The following is a 25,062-nucleotide window of genomic DNA, read 5'->3' as shown; positions in this document are numbered from 1 at the left end:
GATGATACCGGTTCCGACCTGCCGGCTCTGACCGAGAGACGGACGCGCTCCACGAGGCATGCGGTCGATCCGTACGTCCGCTCCCCCCCTCGGACCGATGCGCGTGGCCTGCGCGGAGCGCAAAAATTCGTTAAACTGCCCCAACCGCGAGCCGACTTCCGCCCTTTTTGATGGATCCCCCGATGTCCTCCACCACGCGCCGCCCCCTCTCTCTTATCCTCCTGGTCGCAGCCACGCTCATCGGCGCCTGCTCCCCCGACGCCCAGCCCTGCACCACCCCGCTGGACTGCTTCACCGGAGAGCAATGCGTCGCCGGCGTCTGCCTGCCCCCCGAAGATGCCGAAGACAGTGGCTCTGACGCACACGACACCCCCGACACCGAAGAACCCGATGCCGAAGAAGACGCCGGCGACACCGGCGACGCGAACCAGGACGTCGACCCCACCCCCGACGCCGAAGAGGACGCCGACGCCGAAGAAGACGCCGACGACTACGCCGTCACCTTCACCCATGTCGCCGCCGCCGGCGAACACGCCTGCGCGCTGACCTCTGCGGGCGACACCCTCTGCTGGGGCAACAACAGCACCGGCCAGACCAACGCCCCGGACGAACCCTTCATCGCCCTGATGCCCGGCTGGCGCCACACCTGCGGGCTTCGCACCGACAACCTCGTGCGCTGCTGGGGCGACAACACCTACGGCCAGTTTCCCCCCTCTGGACAGCTCTTTGAGCGCTTCGCCACCGGCTCCTGGCATACCTGCGGCATCACCCCCGACGACGAGCTCCTCTGCTACGGCCGCGACGACGACAGCCAGACTTCACTGCCCAATGGCGCCTCCACCGCCTCGGCCGTCGTCGCCGGCGACCTCTACTCCTGCCTGCTCACGCTCGACGATCGCCACATCCGCTGCTGGGGAGGCGCCATCATGAGCAACACCTCGCCGGGCTCCAACATAAGTTTCGAGGCCCTCTACGGCGGCGACCTCTTCGCCTGCGTGCTCAACGAGGCCGGCATCCCCTCCTGCTGGGGCGCCACCGAGACCGGCGCCACCGAACCTCCGGCGGTCGCCATGAAAGATCTGGCCCTGGGCCGCCTGCACGGCTGCGGCATCCGCGATAACGACAACATCATCTGCTGGGGTTCCGACAGCCAGGGGCAGGGCACCTCCCCCGCCGGCACCTTTATCGATGTGGCCGCCGGCGAAGACTTCAGCTGCGCGATCACCACCGGCGGCGAGATCACCTGCTGGGGCGCCAACGATCACGGCCAGATCGACGCTCCCACACTTGCCTCAATCAACGAGTAGGCCTGATCGTCCGAGAGACACACATGGATTGTGATGGGATGTTCTACTTCAACATCAAATCCCCGCCGTCGCGCAGGAATGCCACGATTGCAGATGACGATCGTAGATGATTTATCGTCGCTGAAACGTCGCTCTCCGGCAGCGCATGCCTCCTCCCTACACGATCCCGACTGCAACCGTCCGAGAGACAGCCCCCCCCCTGCAACCACGCCGAAATCCGGCGCTCAACCTGCACATCACCCGCGCAGGCCGAGCTCCGAAAAAACGCCTCAATCACATACCAGCCCCCCGTCGACCACCAGGTTCTGCCCGGTGATTCCTCGGGCCCAGGGGCTGGCAAAGAAGAGCGCCACATCCGCCACCTCCTCCGGCGTCGTCACCCGCCCCAGAGGCGTGTTGGCCGCGATCAACTCAAAGACCTCGTCCGGCGTGGCCCGGCTGGCGTCGGTTACCCGCAACAGGCCCCCCGAGATCATATTGACCGTGATCCCCTGCGACCCAAGCTCCCGCGACATCGTGCGCGTCAGCCCCAGCAGCGCGCCCTTGGCCGCCGTATAATCGTGGTAAGGCACCACCGGGTTCTGAAAAAGGTTCGTCCCAATGGTGATCACGCGCCCAAAACCGGCCTCGCTCATCGCCGGAAGACAGGCCTGAATCAAGTTCAGCGCCCCTCCCACCGAAGTCTCGGTCTGCGTGGCGATCTGCTCCCAGGCCAGCGAGTCCGCCTTCTCTCGCCCCTCCCCATTAAAGCTATAATCGGCCAACGCGTTGTGCACGAGCGTCGTCGGGGCCCCGAGCGTCTCGGTGGTCTCGGCCACCAACCTGGCCACCGCCGCCCGATCGGTGACATCGGCCTGGATGGCTCGTGCGCGCGGCCCCAACTCCTCGGCCAGCGCCACCGCCTGGGCCTCGCTCCTGCGCCAGTTCACCACGACCGCCGCCCCTTCCCGGGCAAAGGCTCGCGCCATCGCCGCCCCCAGACCACGGCCCGCACCCGAAACGATCACCACCTGTTCTGCCAGTTTCTTGCTCATCGAATCCTTCCTCTTGATGTGGAAGGAACGCATAAAGTCACCCCACCAGAACGGCGCCGGCGCTTCATGCGACTCCCTCCGCCGGTATTACCCGGGTCAGGTTCAAAGGGTGCTTCTCAGCCTGTGCCCCTGCACAAGCGCCCCTGTCGTAAGATGACCCTAGGCCAGAATCAGGTCCCCAGCAACCACCACGACTGGCCCACGTGCGCCTCAAATGAAACCACAAAACCCCGCGGTGTACGCCTTCGTATCCCTGGCACACCCTACCGTCCGAGAGACGGACATCCTCCCGCAACGACGCCACCTTCCGGCGATCGCTTGGTGGTGACCACCCGGCGTCGACCTTCGATCTACAGCGCGTTTGGAAGCGCTGCCCTGATCGAAACACCACCGACCCGGAGCCCTCCCATGGACCACCACGCCCTCGCCAGACGCTCCGCCCGCGAGGTCCTAAAAGACCACCTCGACCTTGCGAAAAGCTGGGACTTTGAGACGGACCTGGAGCGCAACTTCGATCCCGACATTGTCCTGATGACCACCTACGGCATCTTTCGCGGTGTAGAGGGCCTGCGCCAGAAGGTTCGCCTGCTCCAGGAACAGCTCCCCGGCGGCGTGTGGACCTACCACAACATCATGGTAGAGCGGCACCTGGGCTTTCTGGAGTGGAGCGGGGTGGGCGAAAACGGCGCCCGCGTCGAAGACGGCGCCGACTCCTACCTCATCGAAGAGGGAAAAATCCGCGCGATGACCATCCACTACACCGTGCTCATGGACCGCCCCCCCGAGACCTAAGGCCCCCCCACTTACCCCCGATGCTGAATGATCGCCCGGCACCCATCCGACCTCTCACAGGGCGAACCCGTGCCTTGCGATAGGTTAAAATAGTACGTCGTATCCGGCTGCAGTTCACACGCGACCCGCGACTCCCCCTGGGCCCAGCGCATCGTCAGCAAGTTCCCCTCCGCCTCACACCTCTGCCCGATCGCCTCGCCACCGGGACACGTCGAGATCCACATCCGACGCATATGCAGGCTCGTCTCCGACGCGCCTCCCAGGTCAACCTGCCCCGATACAAACGCATCCTCCCCGGTCGTAAAAGGATGCGAGAGCACCGTTGGAAGAGGAGGCATCCGAAACTCGATCAACGCTGTATCCGTGCCAAACGCCGTCACCGCCTCGATGGTGCTCATCGCCACATGCGGGGTCTCATCGCACGTCTCACTGACCACCTCCTCGCCTTCCAGCACGATCGTCACACTCGCCGCACGCCCCGCCTCGCCAGCAGCGCTCTGATACGCCCCGGCCGCCACCGAGATGATGACCGTGCCCTCTTCATTGCCGCTGCGCCGCAACGTGGCCTGATAGGTGCTCGCATCCACCGAGCTAAAGTCCTCCAGGGTGTGCTCCGCCGGGTCCACCGCGATATCCCCCACCTCGAAGCCCGAGACCTCCTCGCTGAACGCAAAGGTCAGCGTCGCGCTCTGCGCATCTGCTGCCAGCGTTGGCGGACCCTGGATCGTCAGCGTCGGCGCCGCCTGCTCCCCGTTTGCAACCGTCCAGGCCCAGGCCGCAATCGCCGAACGCCGACCGGATGCGTCGACCGCCCGCGCCTCAAAAAGATGGTCCCCCACCTCCAGATCCTCATAGGTGACAACGGCCTCGCAGGGCTCAAAACGGGCCTCGTCGAGCGCGCACTCGATCTCGCATTCCGCGTCCCCCACACACGCCATCTCCAGCCGGGCGCTCCTCTCGGTGGTGGTTGCCTCCGGCCCCGTAACAATCTCCACGCCCGGGACCTCCGTGTGATCTCCGGAATCATGCCCGGCGTCAGGCCCGGCATGTTGCTCCAGCTCCGAGACACACCCCGCTGCCAGCACCAGCAACGCGGCCACCGCGGCGTGCAACCCCTGTCGTTTTAGGCCTTCATTCATCGTCATCACACTCCCTGCGCCTTGATCTACGACGGTCTTTTTCGACCCTGGACTCATGCTGCGACGTACGGGGGCCTGATAACGGACTTAAGCAAAAGCCGAGACGCAACATACGCCCCCGCCAGAGCGTTCCCTTGCTCGCACGTCTGGACAGCCACGCGCCTGAGGGTATCGCCATCTTCCATCTCATCCGAGCCAGGTCGCGCGTTTTTCAGCCTCTTTCAGAAGCTCGCCCCATCGTCTTCCCTGCCCGGCGCCCTTTGCTGCTCAGACGTGACCTCGGCGCACCAACCCACACGCCTGTGAACAACCTGTGGAAAACCGTCAACACGTCTGTCCGAGAGACAGACAAGGTCCTTGCTACTAGCGCCTGATCGCCACGTCTCCTCCCCCGCGACCGGCCGCGGGTTCACCTCACATCAACCCCCGTTTGGGCCGATCAGCCGCCTCGCCTCATCGCCCTCCTCCCCCCGCGCCAAACGCTTCTCCAGGGCCTCCCGCCAGGTCCGACTCAACGCCGGGCACCCGGCGAGCAACGTGGCTGCTTCAAGATCCTCAGGGCGGTGGTAGCGCACGGCGTGCACCTCGGCGACGCTCCACTGCGGAAAGGGGCGCTCTACGAGCTCCAAGGTCTGACCCGCCTCGACATACCCGCGCTCCACCACGCCAAAATACCAGCCGCAGTAGCCCGTCTGCTGCACCCAGAGCGCGAACGCCCTCTCACCATGTACCCGCGCGAGCTTCCAGCATGGCGAGCGCGGCTGGGTGACGCGAAGACGCGCGCCGCCCACCCGATAGACATCCCCCACACACACATCTTCTTCAACACGCCCCGACACGCTCAGGTTCTCGCCAAATGCCCCCGGCGTAAGCCTCCTCCCCAGCCGCTTTGACCAGTACGCCAGATGGGCCGTGGGATACACGCACACCGCCTTCTCCACCCCGCCGTGGTGCTTGCGATCGGCCTGACCGTCCCCCTCAAAATTTTCCCAGTCCAGCCACAGCGCCCCGCGCACCTCCTCCTTCACAAACCCCGTGCGCCAGGGCCGCTCCATCGGCTGCTCCGCCCCCGCGCGCCCCAGCTCCCGGGGCATCCCCACCCGCAGCGATTCGATGCGTGCCTCTTCGATCATCTCCACCTCCAGAATCCGTGATAGCTTCCACCACCCCACCTCAATTCCCAGATGCATACTGCCCCGAGCTGAGCTCCCCCCCAACTATCACAAAGACGCCCTGCGCGCGCGCAGGGCGTCTTCACCTCGACATGGGATGAATTGGCGCTCCCAGCGCTCAGGTGGCCATCGAAGGCAGCGCCGAAACCTCACCGCGAATCACGACCTCGCCGCGGCGATTCTCCGCCGTGAAGGTGATCTCGATGATGCCCCCGTGGTTCGCGTAGCGACCGCTGTCCTCACCCTCGGTCGCCAGCAGCTCCCAGGGCGACTGCGGCCCCTGGAAGTCCACGCGCAGCGCACGCTCCGCACCGAGGGGAATCAGGCCGTCAAAGGGCGAGGACTGCCCGTTGATGCTCACATCTTCGACCGCCATCAGCGGCAGCACCGCCTTCGAGACGCCGTTGGTGTCAAAGAGCTCAATGCGCGTGACCTGCACACCCACCGCCGGCTCATCGCCCGTGTTGATCAGGCGCAGGGTCACCTGGGCATCCTCGCAGTTCAACGCGATCCCGCCACAATCCTCGGAGTCCTCCGCGCAATCGGCCGCAAACTCGGCGGCCGGCGCGCCCGCAGGCTCATCGCCCGAAGCGTCATCGCTGTAGCCATCCTCCGGACACGACTCGTAGTTCCCCAGATGCCCCGAGATGAACGTGCCTTTGAGCTCAGGGTCGCCCGTCAGCTCCGGGCAGCCCGTGCCGAGCAGAAGAAGCGAGCAGACGAAGACGAACAACAGGTGAAGTGGCATACGCATGGTGTGACCTCATGTGAAAAACACAGTTAAAGGGATTGCAGGTAACTCAACAGATCGTCGCGTTCCTCATCGCTCAGCACCGCCCCGGTGGGGTGGCGCGCCTCCAGGACATCGCTCAACTCAGCGTGACGTCCGTCGTGCATAAAAGGGCCTCCCTGGCCAATGCCGACGAGCGAAGGGACTTTCATCATCCCCGTCCCGCGCATCGGACTCTCAGCCGCAGAGACGCCCCCCGTCAGAAGCCAGCTGTGGATCAGATCGCCACTAAAGCCCCGGTCGGGGTTATGGCAGCTGGCACATTGAAGCTCGAAGACCGCCCGGCCCGGATGCTCCGGCGACACCTCGGGGCTTGTCGGCGGCTCCAACGAGAGCACGTACATCGCCAACGCCCAGGAGAGCACCCGGTTGGGCCGGGCTTCTAAGCCGTGGCCGGGGATGTACTGCGTCTCAAAACGAATCGCGACCGAGGCCGGGTTGGCCACGCGCACAATCCCGCTGGCGTTGAGGTAGGACTGGTGGCGCGTGCCCCACAGATCGGGCACTCGCAGCGGGTCGTCGGCCAGGTCATCGGTAATATCGACGCGCCCCGGCCCCCACGACGCAAAGCGCGATCCATCGATCCCGTAGGATTCATTGAACATCTGGCGCGCCCGCCCCAGATCGAGCGCGGTGTTCGTGCGCCCGGCCACCCCGCCGCCCCCGTGACAGAGCCCGCAGGTCACGCCCACGCGCATCTGGCCGCGCACGTCTTTAAAACGCACCAGGCCCCGCAACGAACCGTCGGCGTTTCGCTCAAACCCCGTCTCCTCAAGAAGCTCGGGCCGGCTGGCGATCCACTCCAGGTAATTGTCTCGCCGCATCGGCATCTGCCAGAACACCTGCTCGCCAAGCGCCAGCCACTCCTCACGCGTGGTCGGTGCTTGCGTGGGAAACACGGTGGGCAGCGCCTCTTCCAGCTCCTCCGGAACCGCCTGGCCCGGGAAGACAGGCCCGCTGCGCGCCAGCAGCTCCGGCAGCAAATCCCAGCCCCCTTCGGAGAGCGCATAGCTCTTGAGCCGCTTTCGCGCATAAGGCAGCTCCGGACTCCAGAGCGTCGCCTCAAGCTGGGCCCGACGCCACGCCCGATCGCCGAGATAGCGATCCTGATAGGCCTCCATCCACGCCAGCGTATCGCCGGGATCGACCTCCGGCTCCGGCTCCGGCGTCTGCGCCAGCTCACCGCACGCCATCCAGAGGGCGCTTAACGTAAGCATGATGGTGAGTTCTCGTTTCATAGCGGAAGTAGTGAGCAACGATCGTGCCACACGCTCCGAAGGCGCTTAAAGCGCAGAAAACCCGCGCACTGAGCTTACTTAAAGCTCCAGACACGCGGGTTTTCTGAGGATCCTGGTTCGGTGGACGCGGAAATCTGAGCGTTACCGGGGATCGCACTACAGGCTCCTAGTCCCAACCCCCTAGATGCTGAATAATCGCCGGACAACCCTCCGCGTCGTCACAGTCCGTGGATCCGCCATAGGAGACGTTAAAATAATACGTTTTGTCCGTCTCCAACGTACAAGATACCCGCGCCTCCTCCTGTCGCCAGCGTATCGTGATCTCAATGCCCGAGGCGCTACACCGCGTCGAAAGCGCCTCGCCGCCGGGACACTCCGAAATCCACATTTTCCGCCGATGAAACCCCGTCTGAGACGTACCCACCATATTGACCTGCCCCCCCATTTCAGGATTGTCGGTGGTGGTGAAGGGATGAGAAAGGACCGTGGGAAGAGGAGGCATCGTAAACTCGATCGCACCCGTGCTCTCGCCAAAACGCGTCACCGCCGGAGAACTGCTCATCTCCACATGGTCCGGCACCTCGCAGGGCTCGGTGATGTCCACCTCGCCAAGCAACTCAATCGTATGACTGGCGCCCGCGCCCAACCCGCCCCCCTGGGAAGCGTCGCCCCCCACCGAGATGAGGATGGTGCCCGCCTCATTTCCGCTGCGATGTAGCGTCGCGGTGAAGGTCGTATCATCAACGGACTCAAAATCGCTGAGCGTATGAACCTCCGGACTGACGTCGATGTCCTCGATCCCGAAGACGGCGACGCTCTCGCTGAACTCAAAGGTCAGCTCCGCCGTAGCCACCCCCTCGGCCATGGTGTCCGGGCCAGAGATCTGCAGGGTTGGCGAGGTATCGCCAGTCTCCTCGATGGTCCACTCCCAGGCCACGACCTCCGAGACTCGCCCCGACGTATCGACCGCCTGCGCCTCGAAGATATGCGGACCCACGTCGAGCGCCTCATAGGTCACCGTCGATTCGCAGCTCTGAAAACGCGCGCCGTCGAGCGCGCACTCCAACTCGCACGCCCCCTCATTCTCGCAGACCATCTCGAAGGTCGCGCTCGTCGCGCTGGTGAGCGCTTGCGGCCCCGAGACGATCTCGACGCCCAACGACGCGTCAACCGGCTCCAACACCGACGCGCAACCGGCCGCCACGATGCCAATCAGAGCCGTCCCCCACACCTTCTTCTTCCCATGGTGATTCATCATCTCTTTGCCCTAATCCAATCCGTAGAAGTGCTAAACGTCGCCCCCCACCTCCTCTGCGCCTGGCCAGCACCGGGACCACATAAACCCGCGTTAGCCTGCCGAGCTTTTTTTAGGGAGGTGTGATGCAACGCGTGATGTCCCGGGTCGAGCGTAGGGCGAACTCGGTGCCGAAACCATGCCTTCCTGGAGGCACAATGCCGTTTTTCAGGAGCTTTCAGGCTGCGCAGGATCGTCGCTCGGAGGTTGCTCGCCAGCTTTCCGCTCATCCTGTGCTCCCCGCGACCGCCGCCACCCACGTCATGACCGCAACGCGCACATCGTCGAGCGCGATGCCAGAGCGTCCTTCAAGAGACGCGGAAACACATGGTGCTCATCGGCGACGGGGCACACGAAGAACGCCCCTTTTGAAACTCAAAAGGCGCCCGGAGACTCTCATGGAGACCAGGATAGGATCTTCAAAACCCTCGACCCAACGGAGCACACCATGAGCGAATTTGACGCGATCGACCCCGGCGCTCGCATCGGCCACGTCCATTTGAAAGTCGCAGATCTGGAGCGAGCGGTGGCCTTCTACCGCGACGTGCTTGGCTTTGAGGTGACCACGCGCTACGGCGATCAGGCCGCCTTTTTGTCCGCCGGCGGCTACCACCATCATATCGGCCTCAACACCTGGCATAGCAAAGGCGGCACCCCCGCCCCGGCCCACCACACCGGCCTCTTCCACACCGCCATCCTCTACCCCACTCGCCGCGCCCTGGCCGTGGCGCTCAAACGTCTTCGCGACGCCGGCGTCACCCTCGACGGCGCCAGCGACCACGGCGTCAGCGAAGCGCTTTACCTGCGCGACCCCGACGGCAACGGCATCGAACTCTACTGGGACCGCCCCAGGGAGGAGTGGCCCACCGATGAAGAGGGCAACCTGACGATGTTCACAAAGCCGCTGAGCCTGGGCGGGTTGCTGGCGGAGTTGGAAGGTTGAGCGCGCACCATCTGCGCTAATACCGTCTCGGGCCACGCGCGACTTTCGTTGAGAACGTTATGTTGAAATGAGGATGAACCCATGGCGACACCATCACTCGAAGGCAAATACGCCGTAATCACCGGCGCCAACACCGGCATCGGCCGCCACACCGCCCTGGGGCTCGCTGAAGCCGGCGCCCACGTCACCATCGCCGCCCGAAGCTTAGAGCGCACCCAGCCGGTGCTCGACGAAATCGCCGAGCGTTTTGGCCCCGACGCCGTGAGCTTCGTGGCGCTGGACCTGGGCTCGCTGGAGTCGGTGCGAAACGCCGCCGCCGAGATCCTGGCCACCGGCAACCCCATTGATCTCCTCATCAACAACGCCGGCCTGGGCGGCGCCCGCGGCCAGACCAAAGATGGGTTTGAGATCCATTTTGGCATCAACCACCTGGGCCATTTTCTGCTGACGAACCTCCTCCTCGACCGCATCAAAGAAGCCGACGAGGCCCGCATTATTACCGTCTCCAGCGAGGCGCATTATAAGGGCCGCATCGACTTTAAGGCCGTCGAAGGCCCCACCCCCGGTCGCACCGGCCTCCCGGAGTACGCCAACTCCAAGCTCGCCAACGTACTCTTCTCCGCCGAGCTCGCCAGGCGCCTGAAGGGCACCAACATCAAAACCTATGCGCTGCACCCGGGCGTGGTCGCCACCGACATCTGGCGACGCGTCCCCGGCCTCTTTCGGCCTCTGATCAAGATGTTCATGATCACCCCGGAGCAAGGCGCTCAGACCACGTTGCATTGCGCGCTTTCGGCAGAGGCCGGTGAGACGACGGGGCTGTATTGGGACAAAAGTAAGGTGAAAACACCCTCCCGGCTCGCCAGAGATGAAGAGCTCGCCAGAGAGCTGTGGGAGCGCAGCGAAGCCTGGGTACGTTGAGCGGGCGGCGATGGGGCGCGTGATGCCAACCGCCCGAGAGACGGACATCAGCCCGTAGTTATGCGCCTCATCGCACAATCACCCCTCATCGACGTCGTAGCCCCCCGCATTGACGCGTCTTACGCGGTCAACGCCGCCTCGCCAGCCGCCAGCGCTGCCATCCTTGCCTCCGCCTCCTCACCCTCGGCCAGATACGCGCGAATGGAGACGCCCTCGGCGTTCTTCTCATCCGCCGAGAGCCCCGCGTTGAGAAAGTACGTAATCAGCTCCACATATTTGCCGGCGATGGCGTTGGCCAGCGGGCTAAACCCCTTCTCACTCCGATACTCCAGAAAGGTCTGGCGCGCCGCATCACTATGCTGGCAGAGCGCCAACACCTGCTGCGGAGCGTACTGCGCCGCCAGCCGCACGTAGCTTCCCCCGCCGAAGAGCTCGTAAGGAACATCGAGCGGACAGCCCGCGTCATAAAGACGGCAGGCCATCTCCCCCGAATGCCCCTCCGCCATGCTGATCGCCAGAAAATCGACATCTTCGCCCGCCGCCCCGATCGTATCGTGGCCCGGCGCGCCGGCATCCAGCAGCATCATTTTGATCGACTCCGGGCAATCCTGAATCGTGAATACGATCTGCAGCGGGTGGTTCCCCTCGCTGGTGCGAATGCTCATATCGGCACCGTGTTTAATAAGCAGCCGGAAGTTGTCCTCACAAAACTCCGCGGCGACCTCCGCGCTGTTATCCTCCGGATTCTCCCGGCTGCGACTAAAGGCCTGAGCGAGCTCAATGGCGCACGAGAGCGCCGGAACCACGCCCCCATCCTCCGCGTTCGCATTAACGCCCCCCTCCAGGAGTGCCTCCACCACCCCGGAGGCCGGCGTCTTCACCGCGCGGTGCAAAAGCCCTTCGTTCTCGGGCCGCAGCGGGTCGGCCCCCTCCGCGATCAGAAGGCGCGCCGCGGCCCCGGCGCGCTCCGGGTGCACGGCGGCCATCAGACAGCTTGCCAGCGCGCTGTCCCCACGCTCATCGAGCCCGTTGGGGTCACACCCGGCGTCGATCAGTAGCTTCAGGCAGGTCATATCTCTGGCCTCCTCCCACCCGCTCATCATGCAGCCCTGAAAGATCACCCGGTGCAGCGCATCGGGAAAGTGCGCCGGGTTCGAGCCCGCGTCCAGGAGCGCCCGCAGCGCCTCATCAGAGCTCTGGGCGGCGGCCCGCAGCACCACCGGAATCGACGCGATCTTATACGCATCGATATCGCCGCCGAGGGCGTTGACCTCCGCGGCGACCCGGGTCGCGTCATTGGCATCAATGGCTTCTTTTAAGGATGTCGGAGCGTTCATGGCGTTCTTCCCCTGGCTCGAGCGAAGTGATTGAAAGAGCCGACACCCTACCATCACCCCCCACGCGAGCACACCCGAAACGGTCTGGCGAGGAGGTGCGAGATCGTTCAACCCACCAGACGTCCTCGAGGTCGGTTGATACCCACTGTCCGAGAGACGGACATCGACCTGTGTTCATGCGCCTGAGCTCTCCATTCCCCCGGCCAGATCCCCGACTCCCCCCTTACCTCCCTCTCTCGACACCCAGATCCCCAACTCGGCCCCCTTACCTGCCCCACTCCGCACCCGAGTTCCCCAACTCAGCCCCCTTACCTCCCGCTCTCGGGACCCAGATCGCCAGCTCAGCCCCCTTAGCTCCGACTCTCGACACCCGGATCCCCAACTCAGCCCGCTCGACTCCCCGTTCTGGGTACCCAGATCCGCGACTCAGCGGGCTTACCTGCGCTTCTGGGTCTCCAGATCCGCAACTCAGCACCCGTACCGGCCCTTCTCGGGCAACGAGCGCCGCGACTCAGCGCCCTTAGCTGCGCTTCTGGGTCTCCAGATCCGCAACCCAGCACCCTTAGCGGCCCTTCTCGGGCAACGAGCGCCGCGACTCAGCGCAAACCCAACGCTCGCCCCAGCACTCTGGTGATGAAACGATCCTCGGTGCTTTCCCCGGCCACAAGCTCGCGAATGCGCTCCCGGGTCGACTCGGCCTCTCCAAGATGCTCCGCGGCGTTCATCGTATGGGTGTAGGCCGCTTTCACATCCTCACCGGTGACGGAATAGTACGCCCCCTCCACCAGCCCGTGCAGCGCGGCCATGCCCGCCTCCCTGGCAAACTCGGGGCGTTTTACCTCCATGTCGCGCGCCGCACGCGTCAACGTCTGCGGCGCACACGGGCTCTGGCGGGCCAATTGAAGCGCCTCGTCATAGAACCCTGCCGAACAGGCCGCCGCAAACCACGAGCCCTCCCGACCGGGGGTCAACGCCACGAGATCCGCCAGCACCTCGGCCTGTGCTTTATGCGGATACGTCTTCACGACGGCCTTGAACCACGCCAGGTTCGTATGCGCCTTATGAGCCTCAAGTCCGAAACGCTCATAGGCCTCATCGACCCGGCCCGCGTTAAGCAGCACCTCCTCGCAGGTACGCGCAATATCGACCGGATCACCGGTGCTCCCCTGATGCTCCTCGGCAAATCGCAAGGCCTCGTTGACGCGACCCAGCGCTGCGAGCGCCCGCACCCCGTGCTGGCTAAAATACCACATCGAGAAGGGTGCGCGGCCAAGCAGGTCCAGAATGTCCTCGTAGCGCTCCGCGTGTTCCAGCGCGCTCAAACACACTTTGGTGCCCCTGAAAAAGCGATACGTCGCAGGGTCCGGCCCCCAGGCATCCCGAGACTCCTCCAGCAGCCGGTCCGCCCACGTCGACGCAAGCGCTTTGCTTTTGCACAGCTCACCCCAGTAGTCCGCCAACGACTCGATGTAGGGGACGGTATCGTTAAGGTAGGCGACCCAGATCCGCTCCAGCCACGCCTCGCGGACCTCCTCCGCAACCGGCGCCTGCGCAATGAGTTCCACCAGCGTTCCCACCGCCTTTTTCACCGCCGAACCGATGGCCCCCGAGGAGCCGTTCACACTCGCAATCGCCGGGGACACGACTTCCAGAAAGAGCAGCGCCCCCGCAGCGCCGAGCCGAGCTTCCTTACGCGCTACCTTCTTGATTTCCGCGACCGCCGCCTTCACATCGCTGGCCGCCAGCCGGGAATCTCTCCCGTAGGAACCGGGCAAAAGACGCTGTTGAAACTCCCAGGGGTGACTTGCGTTCTCATGCATGACGGGCTCTTTTTTCGACATCTATGACTCCACGCGCGCTGCTGCGCGACCTCACGCCCCGGCCTCCCGAAACGCCTTCTTCAACGACGAGAAACGCCGATATTTTTCCATGATTCCCCGCATCCAAGCGTCGGCCTCCGGCGAGCTCTCGACCCGGGCGCAGCGCACCACAAGCCCGGCTGCATACACCTCGAAGCAGAGTCTTCAATGGCAGCCGTCTAACTCACCTCACCATCAAAATCCCGCACCCACCTCGACGCCCCCTCACAAATCCTATCCTCCTCAAAAGGGTCATGCGCCATCTCGCGTATCCGCGCCACCATTCCAGGCTCATCACCCCTTACCATCGTAATAGCTAGCCTGCGGGCCTCATCCTCCGAATCCCACAATGACTCTTCTGCCAACAATGTGCCGACGACACTCCCGCTGGCCTTGAGCGACTTGAGCACCTCGCTGCGCGCACGGCTATAAGGCAACTCGTAAAAGGCACGTCGCAAGAGCTCCTCCGAGTCCGGAGCGGCAATCACCCCCAGCGCCTCAATCATGTTGTATGCGCGGTACACGGCCCCCTCTTCCAGCGCCGCATCCAACGCCTCCTCGACCATTTCTCGCTCAGCGCAGGTTGCGTGCATGCCTATCAACTTCTCAGCTGCAATGCTCCGAGCTCCCCCCCGACGCAACCACTCTCTGGCGAGCGCTAAAGTCACTTCGGAAGGAAGCGCTTCCAGATAACGAAGATTGGCGATCCGCCTCCGTGCCCCCGGCCTGTCAGGTGTCCCCGGATCGTTTTCGAGCGCCTCGCATACACATTGAAGAGCCGCTGTGTTGCCCTGCCGCCCCAAAATTTGAAGCGCTGCAATCGCTAACTCCACATCCTCGCTCTGCGCCGCCTGCTCGACCAACGCAACGCTCGCTGGATCCCGCCGGGCCGCTAAGATTTTTACGGTTTTGGGCGCCGTCTGTCTCGTCACCTGCCGCAGCAACGTCTCCGTGCTCATCGACGTTTTCGGCATAATATAAGGTTCAACTCGCCGCCTCAGACCTTCATCCGCATACCTATCTCGCCGGATACGATGAATACGTTGGATCACGTCCGGCCACGCCTGAAAGCGCTCGCTCCCATCAAACTCAACCACCGACATCAACGCTTCGTCGTCGATGCGGCGAACCAGCCTTAGTACCTCATCGCCCGTCAGCACGGGCCGCTTATAAAACCCTTCACGGAAGCTCAGCTCGTTAAACACCCCTTCCCAATGAGGCCCCATCATCAACCGGGAGATCTGTGCGTGAGCTTCGAGGTTCCCGCGAACTGCCAGCTCCGCAAGCACCTTTGCAGCGAGCGGTCGCTTCTCACCGTCGTCTCGTGAACTTTGCTTCTCATAGATTGAGACGATCGCCGCAGGTTCCACCTGAAGCGCCATCGCCAAACGCGCGTAATACGCTGCGCGGTGCTCCAGTTGCTGATCCCACCGAGGGTCATGCTCGACACAATGAAGAAGCAGCTCGGGCGCCTCAGTATCCCGCAAGGCATTCACATAGCCGCGCCCATGACCTCGTTGCAGTTGGCCCAGCAACGTGCCGGGTGCGGCGAGCTGATTTGGCATGTTCTGGTCTATTGGCACGAGATCCTCTGCTGCGCCATGTTCAGGCATCGGTCCGAGGCCGAACCCTATCATGAAGCCGGGGGAGACGTTCGTAAATGAGCTCTCGAAGCTGCGCCGCGTCCAACGCTTCGAGCACTGCATCCACCATCGAGTCTCGCGACTTCCGAGCCATCAGCGCTCCTCCCCCAGACACTCCCTCAACTTCCGCACCATCTTATTCTCCCCCTGCGGCGGAGTCTCCACCCACGCCCGCACCTGCGCCCGCACCGCCTCCACCTCCCCGGCGGCCTCGGCGGCCCGCATCGTGATCGCAAAGGCGTCGCGCGCGTCGTTGGCCACGGCCTTATACCCGTGCCCCTCCACCTGCCAGCGCAGCGCCGCCAGCCCTGCCTGCACCGCAAACTTCGGCCGCTTTGAGGTCTCCGCCTTCGCCGCCTTCATCAACGTCTTGGGCTCGCAGGGGCTTAGCTGCACCAGCCGAATCGCCTCATCGTAGAGTTTGGCCGAGCGCGCCGCCGCAAACCATTTTCCCTCCTTGCCCGGCGTATGCGCCACCAGGTCGGCCAGCACCCGCGCCTTCGGAATCGCCGGATACGCCTTCGCCACACCCCGAAACCAGCTCAAATAGCTCCCGTGCTGGTGCACCACGAACGCGTAGTTCGCATACGCCTCCTCCTCCATCCCCGCGTCGCGCAGAATCGTCTCACAGGCATACGCCACCGCCGGCGAGCGACGCCCCTCACTCCGGGCCTCGGCGTAGGCCACCGCCTCCTCGGGCCGCCCCATCGCCACCAGCGCCTTCACCCCGAATTTCACATAGCTCCACATCGTGTAAGGCGACTTCTCCACCCACGCCAAAACCTCCTCGTAGCGCTCCGCCGCCAGAAGCGCGCTCAGGCAATGCGACTCGCCCGTGAATGAACGCGGCCCTTTCTTCGGCCCCTCCCACGCATCCCGCAACCCCACCAGCAGCCGGTCGGCCTGCTCCGACGCCACCTCCACGCTCCCGCACGCCGCGCCCCAGTGGTCACCCAGCGCCTCCAGGTAAGGGATATCATCGGCCAAAAACGCATCCCACAGACGCTGCAACCACGTCTCCCGCTGTGTCTCCGAAGCCGGCGCCGCCCCGATGATCTTTGCGAGCTCGGCGATCGCCCGGTTCACCGTCCCGCCGATGGCCCCCGAGGAGCTGTCCACCTGCGCAATCGCCGGCGAGAGCTTTTCGAGGAAGATGACCGCCCCCTCGGCAGCGAGCGCGGGGTCGTGGGCAGCCACGTCTTTGATCTCAGCGACCGCCTCTTCGATGCGTTGCATCGCGGGCTGGGAGCGCCAGCCGAAGGCGTTGCGGCGAAAGCGGGGGCGGAAGGTCCAGGTGTGGGTGGGGGCCATATAAGGTCCGGGGGGTGGGATGATCGGTGCGGGGTAGCAACGAGGATCAGCACGGGTGTGACCGTCGTCGCTCCGTCCACGTTACAAAATCTACAACACATGTTGCCCCCCCTGGCCCTCCACTGCTATCACGCTGTCTAGAAATCCAACCACTCCCCTCGGGGGAACATGACGACTCGCCTCTTCCCGTCAGCTCCGCGTGATGCGGTGTGCCTGGTTGGTCGTGCGACATACTGTTTATCGATGGCGACGCTCCCCCCCACGTATCGCGTCGCCCCGAACGCGCCATTCCATGTAGGACGGTGAAACGCGCCCTAACTCTAGCACCATTTTTTTCTCGAACCTCAAGCCGTGCGAGGCTCTTTATGGTTGAACAGAAGATGTCGTGGGACCTGGTCCTCGACGCACTAACTCGATGGCACGCCACCCAAGACCCAGCGCATGGCAACGCCTTGTTTCGCTTCCTCGAAGAAGAGCTACGCGCAATGCTTCCAAACATTGTTCGTCGGAAATGGTCCGAGAGCGCTATTGATGATGCTCTTCAAAAAGTTCTGATACAGCTTAGCCAGAAGCCGCTCCCTGATTCTGTCTCCGATCCCCGCAGTTATATCGCGCGCATACTCCGGAATCGGTGCATCTCCATACAGCGGGCCGAGAAGCGGAAGCAGGAGGTGTCACTCGACGCAGACGAAGCGCTGGAGCCGGAGACTGACTCAGAGACCAACGCCCCTTACTCGTCCTCGCCAGCACGCGTCGCACTCCAAAAAGAGCGCGTTAGTCACTACCTGGCAGTCCTCGCCCAGCTCAACATCGCAGACCGAGTCGCGGTCAAGCTCGAGTCCGCCCCGAACTGGCTGAATAACGAAGAAATGGACTGGTTATCCAATCGATCCGGTCTTGCTCTCCCTGCACTGTGGGAGGCGATCAGCGCTGCCAGAGACACCCACGCGCTCACTCGCATCTACGATCCTGGCGATGATGACCCTGACGATCTTCAACTGCGCCGAAAACGGATGGAGCGTTTCCGAAAGCGCAGAGCCCGCGCTCGTGAGACCCTGCAAGCGATGATCAAGGAGGTCACCCAATGACAGACAGCAAACGTACCCCTTATGGATTGGTGACCCCTCTGCCAAATCATCTCCGCCCTCGAAAAGCGTGGAAGCACTTCTACGACACGAAGCAACATTGGGAACGTCTCTGCGATGTGGAGATTGACACCCTACGCGCTCAAGCCGAGTCGCTTGTTGGAACTCAACGCGCGCGTGAGCGTAAACTCCCAAGGTTAAAGAGTGTTAATCGCAGCCAGGCACTCGAACTCATCGCCCAACATCATGATGATTTCTATGCCCCCGTTTATATGGAAGAAATGGCCCAACCCGAGACCATCTGGACTCCAAAGATGGACAGTCGGTGGCGCCATCGCGCGCTCACGCCTAATTCAATATTTCTTGTCATTGAGCTCAACAAATCAAAAAGCGTCGTTGTCACTGCCTTCCGTCCGCATGAGCCGTCTAAGAACGTCAAATGGGACGAGACCGCGTTACGACGCCACGGTATAAAGTACTTTAAGAAGGAGACCTCAATGACGGTCGACGATTTCGCGAGCTTCGCTGCCCAAAACCTGCAGGAAGCCTCAACCCACCCTCCAAAGACTGTGAAAGATCTCTGGTGGCTCACATCTGCCATCGGCGATGGTCGACTTGTACGAAGCCACAATGAGGTCCAGAACGCCCTTCAAGAGGCCGAGTCGCTCTTACAAGCTGCACCTGCTGACTTGATAGAAGAGTTCAAAGACACCCTCGACTGGGAGGGCGTCCTGGATGAGCTCGCAGAATCTCTGCAGGAACCCCGACCAGAGGATCTGGAGGCCGCGCTCGCATCCTCCGCCGAACTTCTGGCGATCGGTGATGCTGTTGGGGCCGAAGAAGAGACAAACGCGTTCTTCGAAGAGTTGGAAATCCTCGTTGCCTGGGTCCCCTCGGAGTGGTCGCACCTCGCCGAATCCGCTCATGCGCGCGCCGCCATATACGCAGGCTCCGAGAGCCCTGTGCTACGCATGTGGGAGGTCGTGGAAGACGCGGCGCTTGCTGCTGTCGTTCGCGAATCGGAGCCCGCAGTGCGTCCTGCGGCGACGCTCGTCGACGCGCTCTTTCCTAAACCTTCTCGATTCGCCCGGTGGAGTACACGTATCGCTGAGGTGACGTCACAAGCATCGGAAACGGTGAAAGATTGGATTGAGAAAAGTCTAGAGGCCATCGCCATCCAGGAGCCGATGCCCATGATGAGCGGCAATGTTACGGAACGCGAAACGTGGGAAGTTCGCGGCACACCGCTGCCCAACGCCCCCACGTATAAGATGTTCGTGGTCGATGATGAGTATCCGGAAGGTGAAGATGTAACAAACCACTTCACCCCCTCCGAAGGTTTCATTTGGGAACTCGAAGAGCCCGAAAGTGAGGCGCTAATCATCCTCATCGTCGCGGACGCTCCGCTTAAAGAGAAGAGTCTCAATACCCTCCTCGATGAGGCAGCGTCGCGCGACGATGTTGTGATCCGTACCCGCGTGATTCAGCCCACCCAGGCAACAAACGACCGTCGCTGAAAACTTTTTTCCACGATTTGCTCCGAGGCCAAACTCCCTGGCCCAAGCCAGGGAGTGTCCGACGGCCCCTCATTCTCAAGATTAGCGAGAACAGACCAGGGCTCTTCGCCAGCAGCGAGGCCTTCAAGGATGGCCGCGCCAACGGTTTCCGCGACATCCAGCCTTACGGGCCATAAGGGCGCGATCACACATCGCGCTCCCGCCGATAATAGCGTGCCCGCAAGCCCCCCGGGCTCCGCAAGACGGTCGCCCACACGCCCACTATCACACGAGAGCAACACGACGGTCGCTCCGGCAAGCGCATCGGGCGACTGAGCGAGCGTCGCGACGTCCAGCGGGTCAATTTGTCCCTGCGCGTTGACACACACGAGCGCCGCCTCTTCGAGCGTGGGCACATCACCGTGCCCCAGGAACACCACCACCTCATGCCCGGCCACTTCAGACAAAACATCGCTGCTGCTCGCTGCGCTTTCGCGGACCGCATGCGTCTCGCCAAACAGCTCACGTCCAAACCTGTTGCCCTGACTCCCCATGACGCGGACAGGCCCCCGCGAACCCGCGATATCAGCGAGAGACGCAACCACTTCGGTGCCCATCCCTTTCAAGCTCAACTGACCTTCGCCCGGATCCGCCATCGCCACCAGAGTGGAGCGCGGACGCCGGGGAGCATTCGTAAGATCCGGCAGCACGAGTGACGTTGTCATCGCAACCGGGATCTCACCCCATAACGCACGTGGCGAGATCGTGCGAAGACCGGGGCCCGGGCTCCACAACACTGCACTTGGCTTCTCGCCCACAAACCGCACGATTGGGCCAACCACGCCCTCCCCGAGCCATGCCGCCAGCGTATCCAGCGTTTCGTTAGTGTCGCGTCCCTCAACTCCTGACTTACGTACAACATCAGGGAGGGTGTCCAGGGGGATCGGCGGCGGTGATATCCGCAACCCCAACACCCAGCGTTTACGTTCGCCGCGCTCATCGACCTGCATCACCAGCGCAAGCGGGGTTGGGTAGCCCAAGATTAGCGACACCGCGATGCTGCCAGGACGCGCCTGAAGCCACTGCCACGTCACCTCATTCGCATGGTCTTCAATCAGGAAGTCTTGGGCGGTCTCCCTCAACGTCTCCAGCGCATCGACCATCACCCCCTCGTTGCGTTCCTTAAGCGCACGCTGCAACTCATCCCACGCCGCAGCTGAGACGCCTTCAGGTCGTGTCAATCTAGCACGCAGCAGTCGCATCGCGGGGAGTTGACCACGCACCATCCAGCGCTCCACGCTTTTAGCCCGCTCCCCCTGAAGAACGAACGCCAGCTCGCTCTGAGGAGCGATAAGCGACATCTCCTGCGCCAGGCGATTCGCAAGCATGAGCGCTGTCACAGTCGCCGTTCCTGCTTCACGTTCTCGATTGTCAGCGTTGAGCAAAAGGTTCGCGGACGACTGCTGCACGTAGGACCAGGCATCCTCCGCGTGTTTAACCAGGTCTGCCGGTCTGGGCTCTCCGGTAGCCAACTCGCAGAGCGAAAGCGCGGTCTGCACCAGCTCTTCACCCGGCCCCAACTTTCGCGCCGCTTCGAGCGCCTTAAGCAACCAGTCTCTCGCCACATCAAATACGGACTCTGGCGCCATCGGCAGCAAGTCAAAACGCGCGGCCCCCAGCGCATGGAGGAGTGATCGGCCAATTCGGTACGCGCTCTCCCAGTAATGCCGCGGGTTTTTCTCCAGCGTGCGTACTTCGGCGGCTTCACGGGCTAAGCGAATCCCCTCCTCGAACTCCTCGGGCGTCATCTCACCGCCGGACAACAGCCCGTCCGCCAGGTTATACTTCGCCGTCGCAAAGACGTAAGGCGCTTCGGCCTCATCAAGCGTCGTCAAAAACGCTCGCCACGACGCAACATATCCGGCGCGTCCACCGTCAAAACTAGCAAGCCCAGCCCTGCATACCTGACGGTTCAGCATGATGTTTTTGAGAACAGACGCGTCTACCGCAGTGCGGTCCACCTGATCGAAGTGAGCGAGCGCAGACTCAAGGTAGCGGCGACCATCTGCCCCTCCTAGCATCGTTCCAATCTGGGTCTGCTCCCACGCCAGCTGGGCCCTGAGTTCAGCCTTCTGCCGTGAAGATTGCGCCTTCGAGAGCGCCTCTTTGAGTTCTGCCTCGGATGCATAATAGCGCCCAAGACGACTCCCCATCCCTAGCTGACTTTTCACTTCTGCAAGGTTGCGCCGAATGTTGGCATGCACGTCGGGCCAATTCGCGTTTTCGCCTCGGTCGAGCAACAACTCATACAAGCGCCGCGTTTCTCGGAGGTTCTCGTTCTGGTCGCCTGCGGGTGAATATCGCCGCGCGCGGGCGAGTAACCCCAGAGTATCGGTCGTAGCCTCAGACTCACCGCCTTCCAGTTCAACGCAGCGTTGCAACAGGTCCGCCGCATAGGCGAAATCGCAGACCGGGTCGTCGACATGATCGTTGGGAGACCATATCTCTGCCAGCGCTCTGAGCAGCGTCGCGCGGACAAAACGTTCATCCACATCACCGAGCGATGCCATCGCCGCGTCGGTGGCCTCACGGACTTCGCTCACCTCGCATCGCCCGTTCCGTGCCAGATACGCAAGTGCAAGAACTCGCGCGGCGAGGATTCCGGGCCGCGCTTCGTCATCGTGAGCCGGGTTTAGAGAGGCAAGAAGCGCCTCGACCTCATTGGGTTTCCCGATGAGAGAATGCTCTTCCATATCCGCCTGCATGGCGTTCTTCATGCTCGGGCCGAACTGCTCCAAGATCCCAAACGCAGCCGTGTCGAATTCGGAGGTCGAGACCAAACGTTTGCGGACTTCCATAAAAGCACGGCCTGCGGGGTGGAAGAGCATCCCCACTATGCTCTCAACCTCACTGGTTGATACTTGAGATACGGACTGTTCAATTTGGGCACCCCGATGATGGTGTTTGCGCTCATGCTCATTTGACCGCCGCTTATCGCGAGCCCAACGCATCACCACCTGGCGCGTCGCCTCGCTCCAGGCCACTCCATAATTGCAGAGCACGTCGACCAGAATGTCGCTGTAATAGGCGTCAACGTCCGCGTTGATTGCCGCGGTCAAGACACCATCCAGGTCCTCGACATCGCTCCCGGCAGCCAAATCCAGCCGTGCGAGCTCAAGGCGCAACCCGGCTATTTCGTGCGGCAGATTCGCCGCTGCGAGCGCCTCAACCAACTTCGCTCGATGCTCGTCCGAGCTACCATGTTTCTCCGCGACCACCGCCTCCACCTGATCAAGATCGCGACGGGTCATATCATCCAGTTCATCGCGATGGTCGCGTAATACTCGAAGATGTTCTTCCCAGAGGCTGCTGTCATCGGTAGCGAGGCCGAGGCGTGCGAGGCTCATCCGCGCCAACATCTCCGTAAAGATGTCGCGGCCACGCACAAGGCTCAGTCCTGTTTCAAGATGCCGGCGTGCCTCGTCCCCTTGCTGCGCTTTCATGAAAGCTTCGCCCAGGGTGAGGTTCAGCATCCCCTGTTCGATCGGCGGAGCGTTCGCGGGGGTCTGTTGTAGGAAGTCGCGACCACATTGCAACGCGTCGTCCACGCGGCCAACGCGCCCCAACTCCGCGACCAACTCCGCGGCGACCTCAACCCAAAGACGGACATCGGGGCTCAGGAGCGACAACGCCTCCTCAAACGCCTTCACCGCATCCGGCGAGCGCATGGCACGCAGCAGATGCGCGCGGGCCTGATGCAAAATGGCCCGGTCTAGAGGTTCCTGCGCGAACTCAAGCGCGTCCTTGATGGCCGCGTCGCACTGCTCAACACATTCATCGCTCAGTTCGCCCCGCGTGAGTGCGACCCGCACGCTCACTTTCACCCATTGCGCTGTGGCAGCCGCATATAAGCTCGCCCAACCTGCCCTCCGCGCGTCACTCATGCTGCTTTTCAGGTCCTGAAGAACCAGCTCAAGCTCGTCCAGTTTTTCGCGACAAATGGCGCGCCGCGTGTTGGCCCGCTTGAAGAGAAGATCGGCGCGCGACTCCAGGCTCTCAGCGCCCTTAATCGCGTCATTCAGAAGACGAAGACGCCACGGAAAGAGCTCCCGTTCATCAAGTTCGTAGAGCGCATCCGCCGCCATTGGCGCCAGCATCCCCTTCCATCGTTCACCGTGCTCGGTCGCATCCACGGCGTTCATCAACGCCGTCGCCATCAACAACCGCTCGAGCGGCGACCGAGCGGCGACGGCTTCGCTGGCGAGGTCCAGCAACGCTGTTGAGACATCAGGAACTGAAACGTTCTCGGCCCCCCTTACAATGTCATGCCTGGTGAGTTGTAGACCGCGCGATTCCAACTGACCGGCTTGTCGCCTCACGTCGCGTAGCATCGCATCGACCTGTGGCTGAATCGTCGCGCGGGTGCTCATCATCTCCTCGTTCACAGCCTGCAACGTTGCGACCACCTGCGCGACCACGCCCTTCGGATCAAATTGCAACCCCTCCAAAAAATGCATGTTGGTCGCGAGACCAATGACAGCATCATTACGATAGATGTGATGAGGCAACGCCAGCGCCACCAATGCGTTTGCAGCCTCCTCCGTCAGAACTTCGCGTGCAGCCAGCAACTCCGCACAGAGCGTCTGCCATGCGGGCTCATCCATCGCCCCGGTCAATACCTCCAGATCGGACGCATGAGCAGCCGGAAGCGCTAGCACCGCTGCTAGCTGGCGTTCTCCCTGCTGATACAAAACAAGGCCTGCAAGCCGAGCCAGCACAAACTCGCCAGAGCGTAGAAGTGCCCGCGCCCAATCGCCAAACCAGTCCGGCAAGTCGTCGACAGCTGGCACCGTCAGGTCGTCGGACATCATGCGAGTGCGAAGCTCGCGCACCAGCGGATGCGCCTCGTGCTCATGGACAAGCGAGCGGTCGTCCTCCTGCAAATATGCGTCAAGAAGCGCTAGCACCTTCGTCGCGCCAATGCGGGTCAACTCCTCTCGAATTTCATGGAGACTCGCGCCATCCTCTGACGGTCTGGACATCGGCAATACAGGCATCACAGGCACGCCCAGATTCGACCACATCCAGCCGATGACTGTCTTTACCCACGGACTGCGCAGAGCCTTCTCACTTTTTCGCAAGGGCTCAAAAATCTCGAGCTGCCTCATATGCGGATGCCTGATGCCGTCTACCGCCAAGCCATCAAGAAACGCCCATGCAAGCTCCGGCTCATCAAACGCGATGGCTGCCACCCCGGCCCGAGCTGCCAACCACATCGCAAACCACGTGGTCCCCCCCCTCAGGGCGCACCCTGCCGAATTGCGCAAGAGATCCAGTCGGCCACTAGCCTCTTTGTAATCAAGGACAGGGTTGGACTCGAAAATGATACGATATGCGTCAAGGGGTGAGCCGTCGCCTCGTGCAAGGACGGCCTCATATGCATCCTCGAAAGTCGGAAGCGCGACACCGGGAGGCCCCGCGTCGAATCGAAACAAGAACCACTCCGCGTACACTCGATCAGACATCACAACGTCGCCGGCCTGGTCCCGATTCATCTCCACGGGAACACGCGCATACTCATCTTCCCAGCCGCTGGCATCGGTTTCATCGAGTCGCGCCAAAAGATCTTCAAAGGTTTCCATAACTGCTCCTTAAGCAAGTGGGTTGATTCTACGACGCGCGCCGCCAGCCAATGCGGACA

The 25,062-nt window shown here is 62.6% G+C and carries 17 protein-coding genes and 1 riboswitch; of the genes, 6 read left to right on the top strand and 11 right to left on the bottom strand.

The window, feature by feature from the left end:
* Nucleotides 1–182: 182 nt before the first annotated feature.
* Entirely contained in the window at nucleotides 183–1,307 is a 1,125-nt protein-coding gene (locus tag FRC96_RS08190) for an RCC1 domain-containing protein (RefSeq protein ID WP_230470014.1), read from the top strand.
* Between the two features lie 269 nt (nucleotides 1,308–1,576).
* Here FRC96_RS08190 and FRC96_RS08185 read toward each other — a convergent pair whose 3' ends face one another.
* Nucleotides 1,577–2,341 carry a 3-oxoacyl-ACP reductase gene (locus FRC96_RS08185; protein WP_146974013.1) on the bottom strand — a complete coding sequence of 255 codons (765 nt, stop codon included), beginning with the start codon at nucleotides 2,339–2,341 and terminating at the stop codon, nucleotides 1,577–1,579.
* 56 nt (nucleotides 2,342–2,397) lie between these two features.
* Nucleotides 2,398–2,496: riboswitch (TPP riboswitch) on the bottom strand.
* Between the two features lie 253 nt (nucleotides 2,497–2,749).
* Between FRC96_RS08185 and FRC96_RS21935 the strand changes: the two genes are divergently transcribed.
* A complete protein-coding gene (locus FRC96_RS21935; RefSeq protein ID WP_230470013.1) occupies nucleotides 2,750–3,133 on the top strand; it encodes a nuclear transport factor 2 family protein in 384 nt (127 codons plus the stop codon).
* Nucleotides 3,134–3,144: 11 nt separating this feature from the next.
* Here FRC96_RS21935 and FRC96_RS08175 read toward each other — a convergent pair whose 3' ends face one another.
* The 5 genes from FRC96_RS08175 to FRC96_RS08155 all read right to left on the bottom strand — a co-directional run bounded on the left by FRC96_RS08175 (nucleotide 3,145) and on the right by FRC96_RS08155 (nucleotide 8,730).
* Entirely contained in the window at nucleotides 3,145–4,278 is a 1,134-nt protein-coding gene (locus FRC96_RS08175; RefSeq protein WP_146974011.1) for an Ig-like domain-containing protein, read from the bottom strand.
* A gap of 413 nt (nucleotides 4,279–4,691) precedes the next feature.
* Nucleotides 4,692–5,462 carry an MOSC domain-containing protein gene (locus FRC96_RS08170; RefSeq protein WP_230470012.1) on the bottom strand — a complete coding sequence of 257 codons (771 nt, stop codon included), beginning with the start codon at nucleotides 5,460–5,462 and terminating at the stop codon, nucleotides 4,692–4,694.
* 100 nt (nucleotides 5,463–5,562) lie between these two features.
* Nucleotides 5,563–6,198, bottom strand: a complete 636-nt coding sequence (locus FRC96_RS08165; RefSeq protein ID WP_146974010.1) for a hypothetical protein — start codon at nucleotides 6,196–6,198, stop codon at nucleotides 5,563–5,565.
* Between the two features lie 26 nt (nucleotides 6,199–6,224).
* A complete protein-coding gene (locus FRC96_RS08160) occupies nucleotides 6,225–7,451 on the bottom strand; it encodes a c-type cytochrome (protein ID WP_146974009.1) in 1,227 nt (408 codons plus the stop codon).
* A gap of 187 nt (nucleotides 7,452–7,638) precedes the next feature.
* The gene (locus FRC96_RS08155) at nucleotides 7,639–8,730 is read right to left on the bottom strand and encodes an Ig-like domain-containing protein (RefSeq protein ID WP_230470011.1); all 1,092 of its coding nucleotides are present in this window, start codon (nucleotides 8,728–8,730) and stop codon (nucleotides 7,639–7,641) included.
* Nucleotides 8,731–9,214: 484 nt separating this feature from the next.
* On the opposite strand from FRC96_RS08155, the gene FRC96_RS08150 reads away from it, so the two are divergent.
* Together FRC96_RS08150 and FRC96_RS08145 are read left to right on the top strand one after the other, a co-directional pair.
* Nucleotides 9,215–9,709, top strand: coding sequence for a VOC family protein (locus tag FRC96_RS08150; protein ID WP_146974007.1), 495 nt, complete (start codon nucleotides 9,215–9,217; stop codon nucleotides 9,707–9,709).
* Between the two features lie 81 nt (nucleotides 9,710–9,790).
* On the top strand, nucleotides 9,791–10,630 hold the full coding sequence (locus FRC96_RS08145) for an SDR family oxidoreductase (protein ID WP_146974006.1): 840 nt from the start codon (nucleotides 9,791–9,793) through the stop codon (nucleotides 10,628–10,630).
* Nucleotides 10,631–10,749: 119 nt separating this feature from the next.
* Here the strand turns inward: FRC96_RS08145 and FRC96_RS08140 are convergent, their stop codons facing one another.
* The 4 genes from FRC96_RS08140 to FRC96_RS08125 form a co-directional block, all read right to left on the bottom strand.
* The gene (locus tag FRC96_RS08140; RefSeq protein WP_146974005.1) at nucleotides 10,750–11,967 is read right to left on the bottom strand and encodes an ankyrin repeat domain-containing protein; all 1,218 of its coding nucleotides are present in this window, start codon (nucleotides 11,965–11,967) and stop codon (nucleotides 10,750–10,752) included.
* A 596-nt stretch (nucleotides 11,968–12,563) separates the two neighbouring features.
* A complete protein-coding gene (locus FRC96_RS08135) occupies nucleotides 12,564–13,787 on the bottom strand; it encodes a hypothetical protein (protein WP_230470010.1) in 1,224 nt (407 codons plus the stop codon).
* 218 nt (nucleotides 13,788–14,005) lie between these two features.
* Entirely contained in the window at nucleotides 14,006–15,532 is a 1,527-nt protein-coding gene (locus FRC96_RS08130; RefSeq protein WP_146974004.1) for a HEAT repeat domain-containing protein, read from the bottom strand.
* 30 nt (nucleotides 15,533–15,562) lie between these two features.
* Nucleotides 15,563–16,780 carry a hypothetical protein gene (locus FRC96_RS08125; protein WP_146974003.1) on the bottom strand — a complete coding sequence of 406 codons (1,218 nt, stop codon included), beginning with the start codon at nucleotides 16,778–16,780 and terminating at the stop codon, nucleotides 15,563–15,565.
* 365 nt (nucleotides 16,781–17,145) lie between these two features.
* On the opposite strand from FRC96_RS08125, the gene FRC96_RS08120 reads away from it, so the two are divergent.
* Together FRC96_RS08120 and FRC96_RS08115 are read left to right on the top strand one after the other, a co-directional pair.
* Nucleotides 17,146–17,868 carry an RNA polymerase sigma factor gene (locus FRC96_RS08120; protein ID WP_146974002.1) on the top strand — a complete coding sequence of 241 codons (723 nt, stop codon included), beginning with the start codon at nucleotides 17,146–17,148 and terminating at the stop codon, nucleotides 17,866–17,868.
* The gene (locus FRC96_RS08115) at nucleotides 17,865–19,382 is read left to right on the top strand and encodes a hypothetical protein (protein WP_146974001.1); all 1,518 of its coding nucleotides are present in this window, start codon (nucleotides 17,865–17,867) and stop codon (nucleotides 19,380–19,382) included. Before FRC96_RS08120 ends, FRC96_RS08115 begins: the two co-directional genes overlap by 4 nt.
* Here FRC96_RS08115 and FRC96_RS08110 read toward each other — a convergent pair.
* A complete protein-coding gene (locus FRC96_RS08110; RefSeq protein ID WP_146974000.1) occupies nucleotides 19,349–25,003 on the bottom strand; it encodes a CHAT domain-containing protein in 5,655 nt (1,884 codons plus the stop codon). The two genes, FRC96_RS08115 and FRC96_RS08110, sit on opposite strands and share 34 nt — an antisense overlap.
* Nucleotides 25,004–25,062: the final 59 nt, after the last annotated feature.

Source organism: Lujinxingia vulgaris, assembly GCF_007997005.1.
Taxonomy (GTDB): domain Bacteria; phylum Myxococcota_A; class Bradymonadia; order Bradymonadales; family Bradymonadaceae; genus Lujinxingia.
This window is presented reverse-complemented; position numbering and strand designations above follow the sequence as displayed.

What these genes read in the sequence shown, in the direction of transcription:
- FRC96_RS08120 (WP_146974002.1), top strand. Translation starts at nt 17,146, where the DNA reads ATGGTTGAACAGAAGATGTCGTGGGACCTGGTCCTCGACGCACTAACT.
- FRC96_RS08165 (WP_146974010.1), bottom strand. Translation starts at nt 6,198, where the DNA reads ATGCGTATGCCACTTCACCTGTTGTTCGTCTTCGTCTGCTCGCTTCTT.
- FRC96_RS08110 (WP_146974000.1), bottom strand. Translation starts at nt 25,003, where the DNA reads ATGGAAACCTTTGAAGATCTTTTGGCGCGACTCGATGAAACCGATGCC.
- FRC96_RS08145 (WP_146974006.1), top strand. Translation starts at nt 9,791, where the DNA reads ATGGCGACACCATCACTCGAAGGCAAATACGCCGTAATCACCGGCGCC.
- FRC96_RS08175 (WP_146974011.1), bottom strand. Translation starts at nt 4,278, where the DNA reads ATGACGATGAATGAAGGCCTAAAACGACAGGGGTTGCACGCCGCGGTG.
- FRC96_RS08115 (WP_146974001.1), top strand. Translation starts at nt 17,865, where the DNA reads ATGACAGACAGCAAACGTACCCCTTATGGATTGGTGACCCCTCTGCCA.
- FRC96_RS08125 (WP_146974003.1), bottom strand. Translation starts at nt 16,780, where the DNA reads ATGGCCCCCACCCACACCTGGACCTTCCGCCCCCGCTTTCGCCGCAAC.
- FRC96_RS21935 (WP_230470013.1), top strand. Translation starts at nt 2,750, where the DNA reads ATGGACCACCACGCCCTCGCCAGACGCTCCGCCCGCGAGGTCCTAAAA.
- FRC96_RS08170 (WP_230470012.1), bottom strand. Translation starts at nt 5,462, where the DNA reads ATGCATCTGGGAATTGAGGTGGGGTGGTGGAAGCTATCACGGATTCTG.
- FRC96_RS08160 (WP_146974009.1), bottom strand. Translation starts at nt 7,451, where the DNA reads ATGCTTACGTTAAGCGCCCTCTGGATGGCGTGCGGTGAGCTGGCGCAG.
- FRC96_RS08130 (WP_146974004.1), bottom strand. Translation starts at nt 15,532, where the DNA reads ATGCAGTGCTCGAAGCGTTGGACGCGGCGCAGCTTCGAGAGCTCATTT.
- FRC96_RS08140 (WP_146974005.1), bottom strand. Translation starts at nt 11,967, where the DNA reads ATGAACGCTCCGACATCCTTAAAAGAAGCCATTGATGCCAATGACGCG.
- FRC96_RS08150 (WP_146974007.1), top strand. Translation starts at nt 9,215, where the DNA reads ATGAGCGAATTTGACGCGATCGACCCCGGCGCTCGCATCGGCCACGTC.
- FRC96_RS08190 (WP_230470014.1), top strand. Translation starts at nt 183, where the DNA reads ATGTCCTCCACCACGCGCCGCCCCCTCTCTCTTATCCTCCTGGTCGCA.
- FRC96_RS08185 (WP_146974013.1), bottom strand. Translation starts at nt 2,341, where the DNA reads ATGAGCAAGAAACTGGCAGAACAGGTGGTGATCGTTTCGGGTGCGGGC.
- FRC96_RS08135 (WP_230470010.1), bottom strand. Translation starts at nt 13,787, where the DNA reads ATGCATGAGAACGCAAGTCACCCCTGGGAGTTTCAACAGCGTCTTTTG.
- FRC96_RS08155 (WP_230470011.1), bottom strand. Translation starts at nt 8,730, where the DNA reads ATGATGAATCACCATGGGAAGAAGAAGGTGTGGGGGACGGCTCTGATT.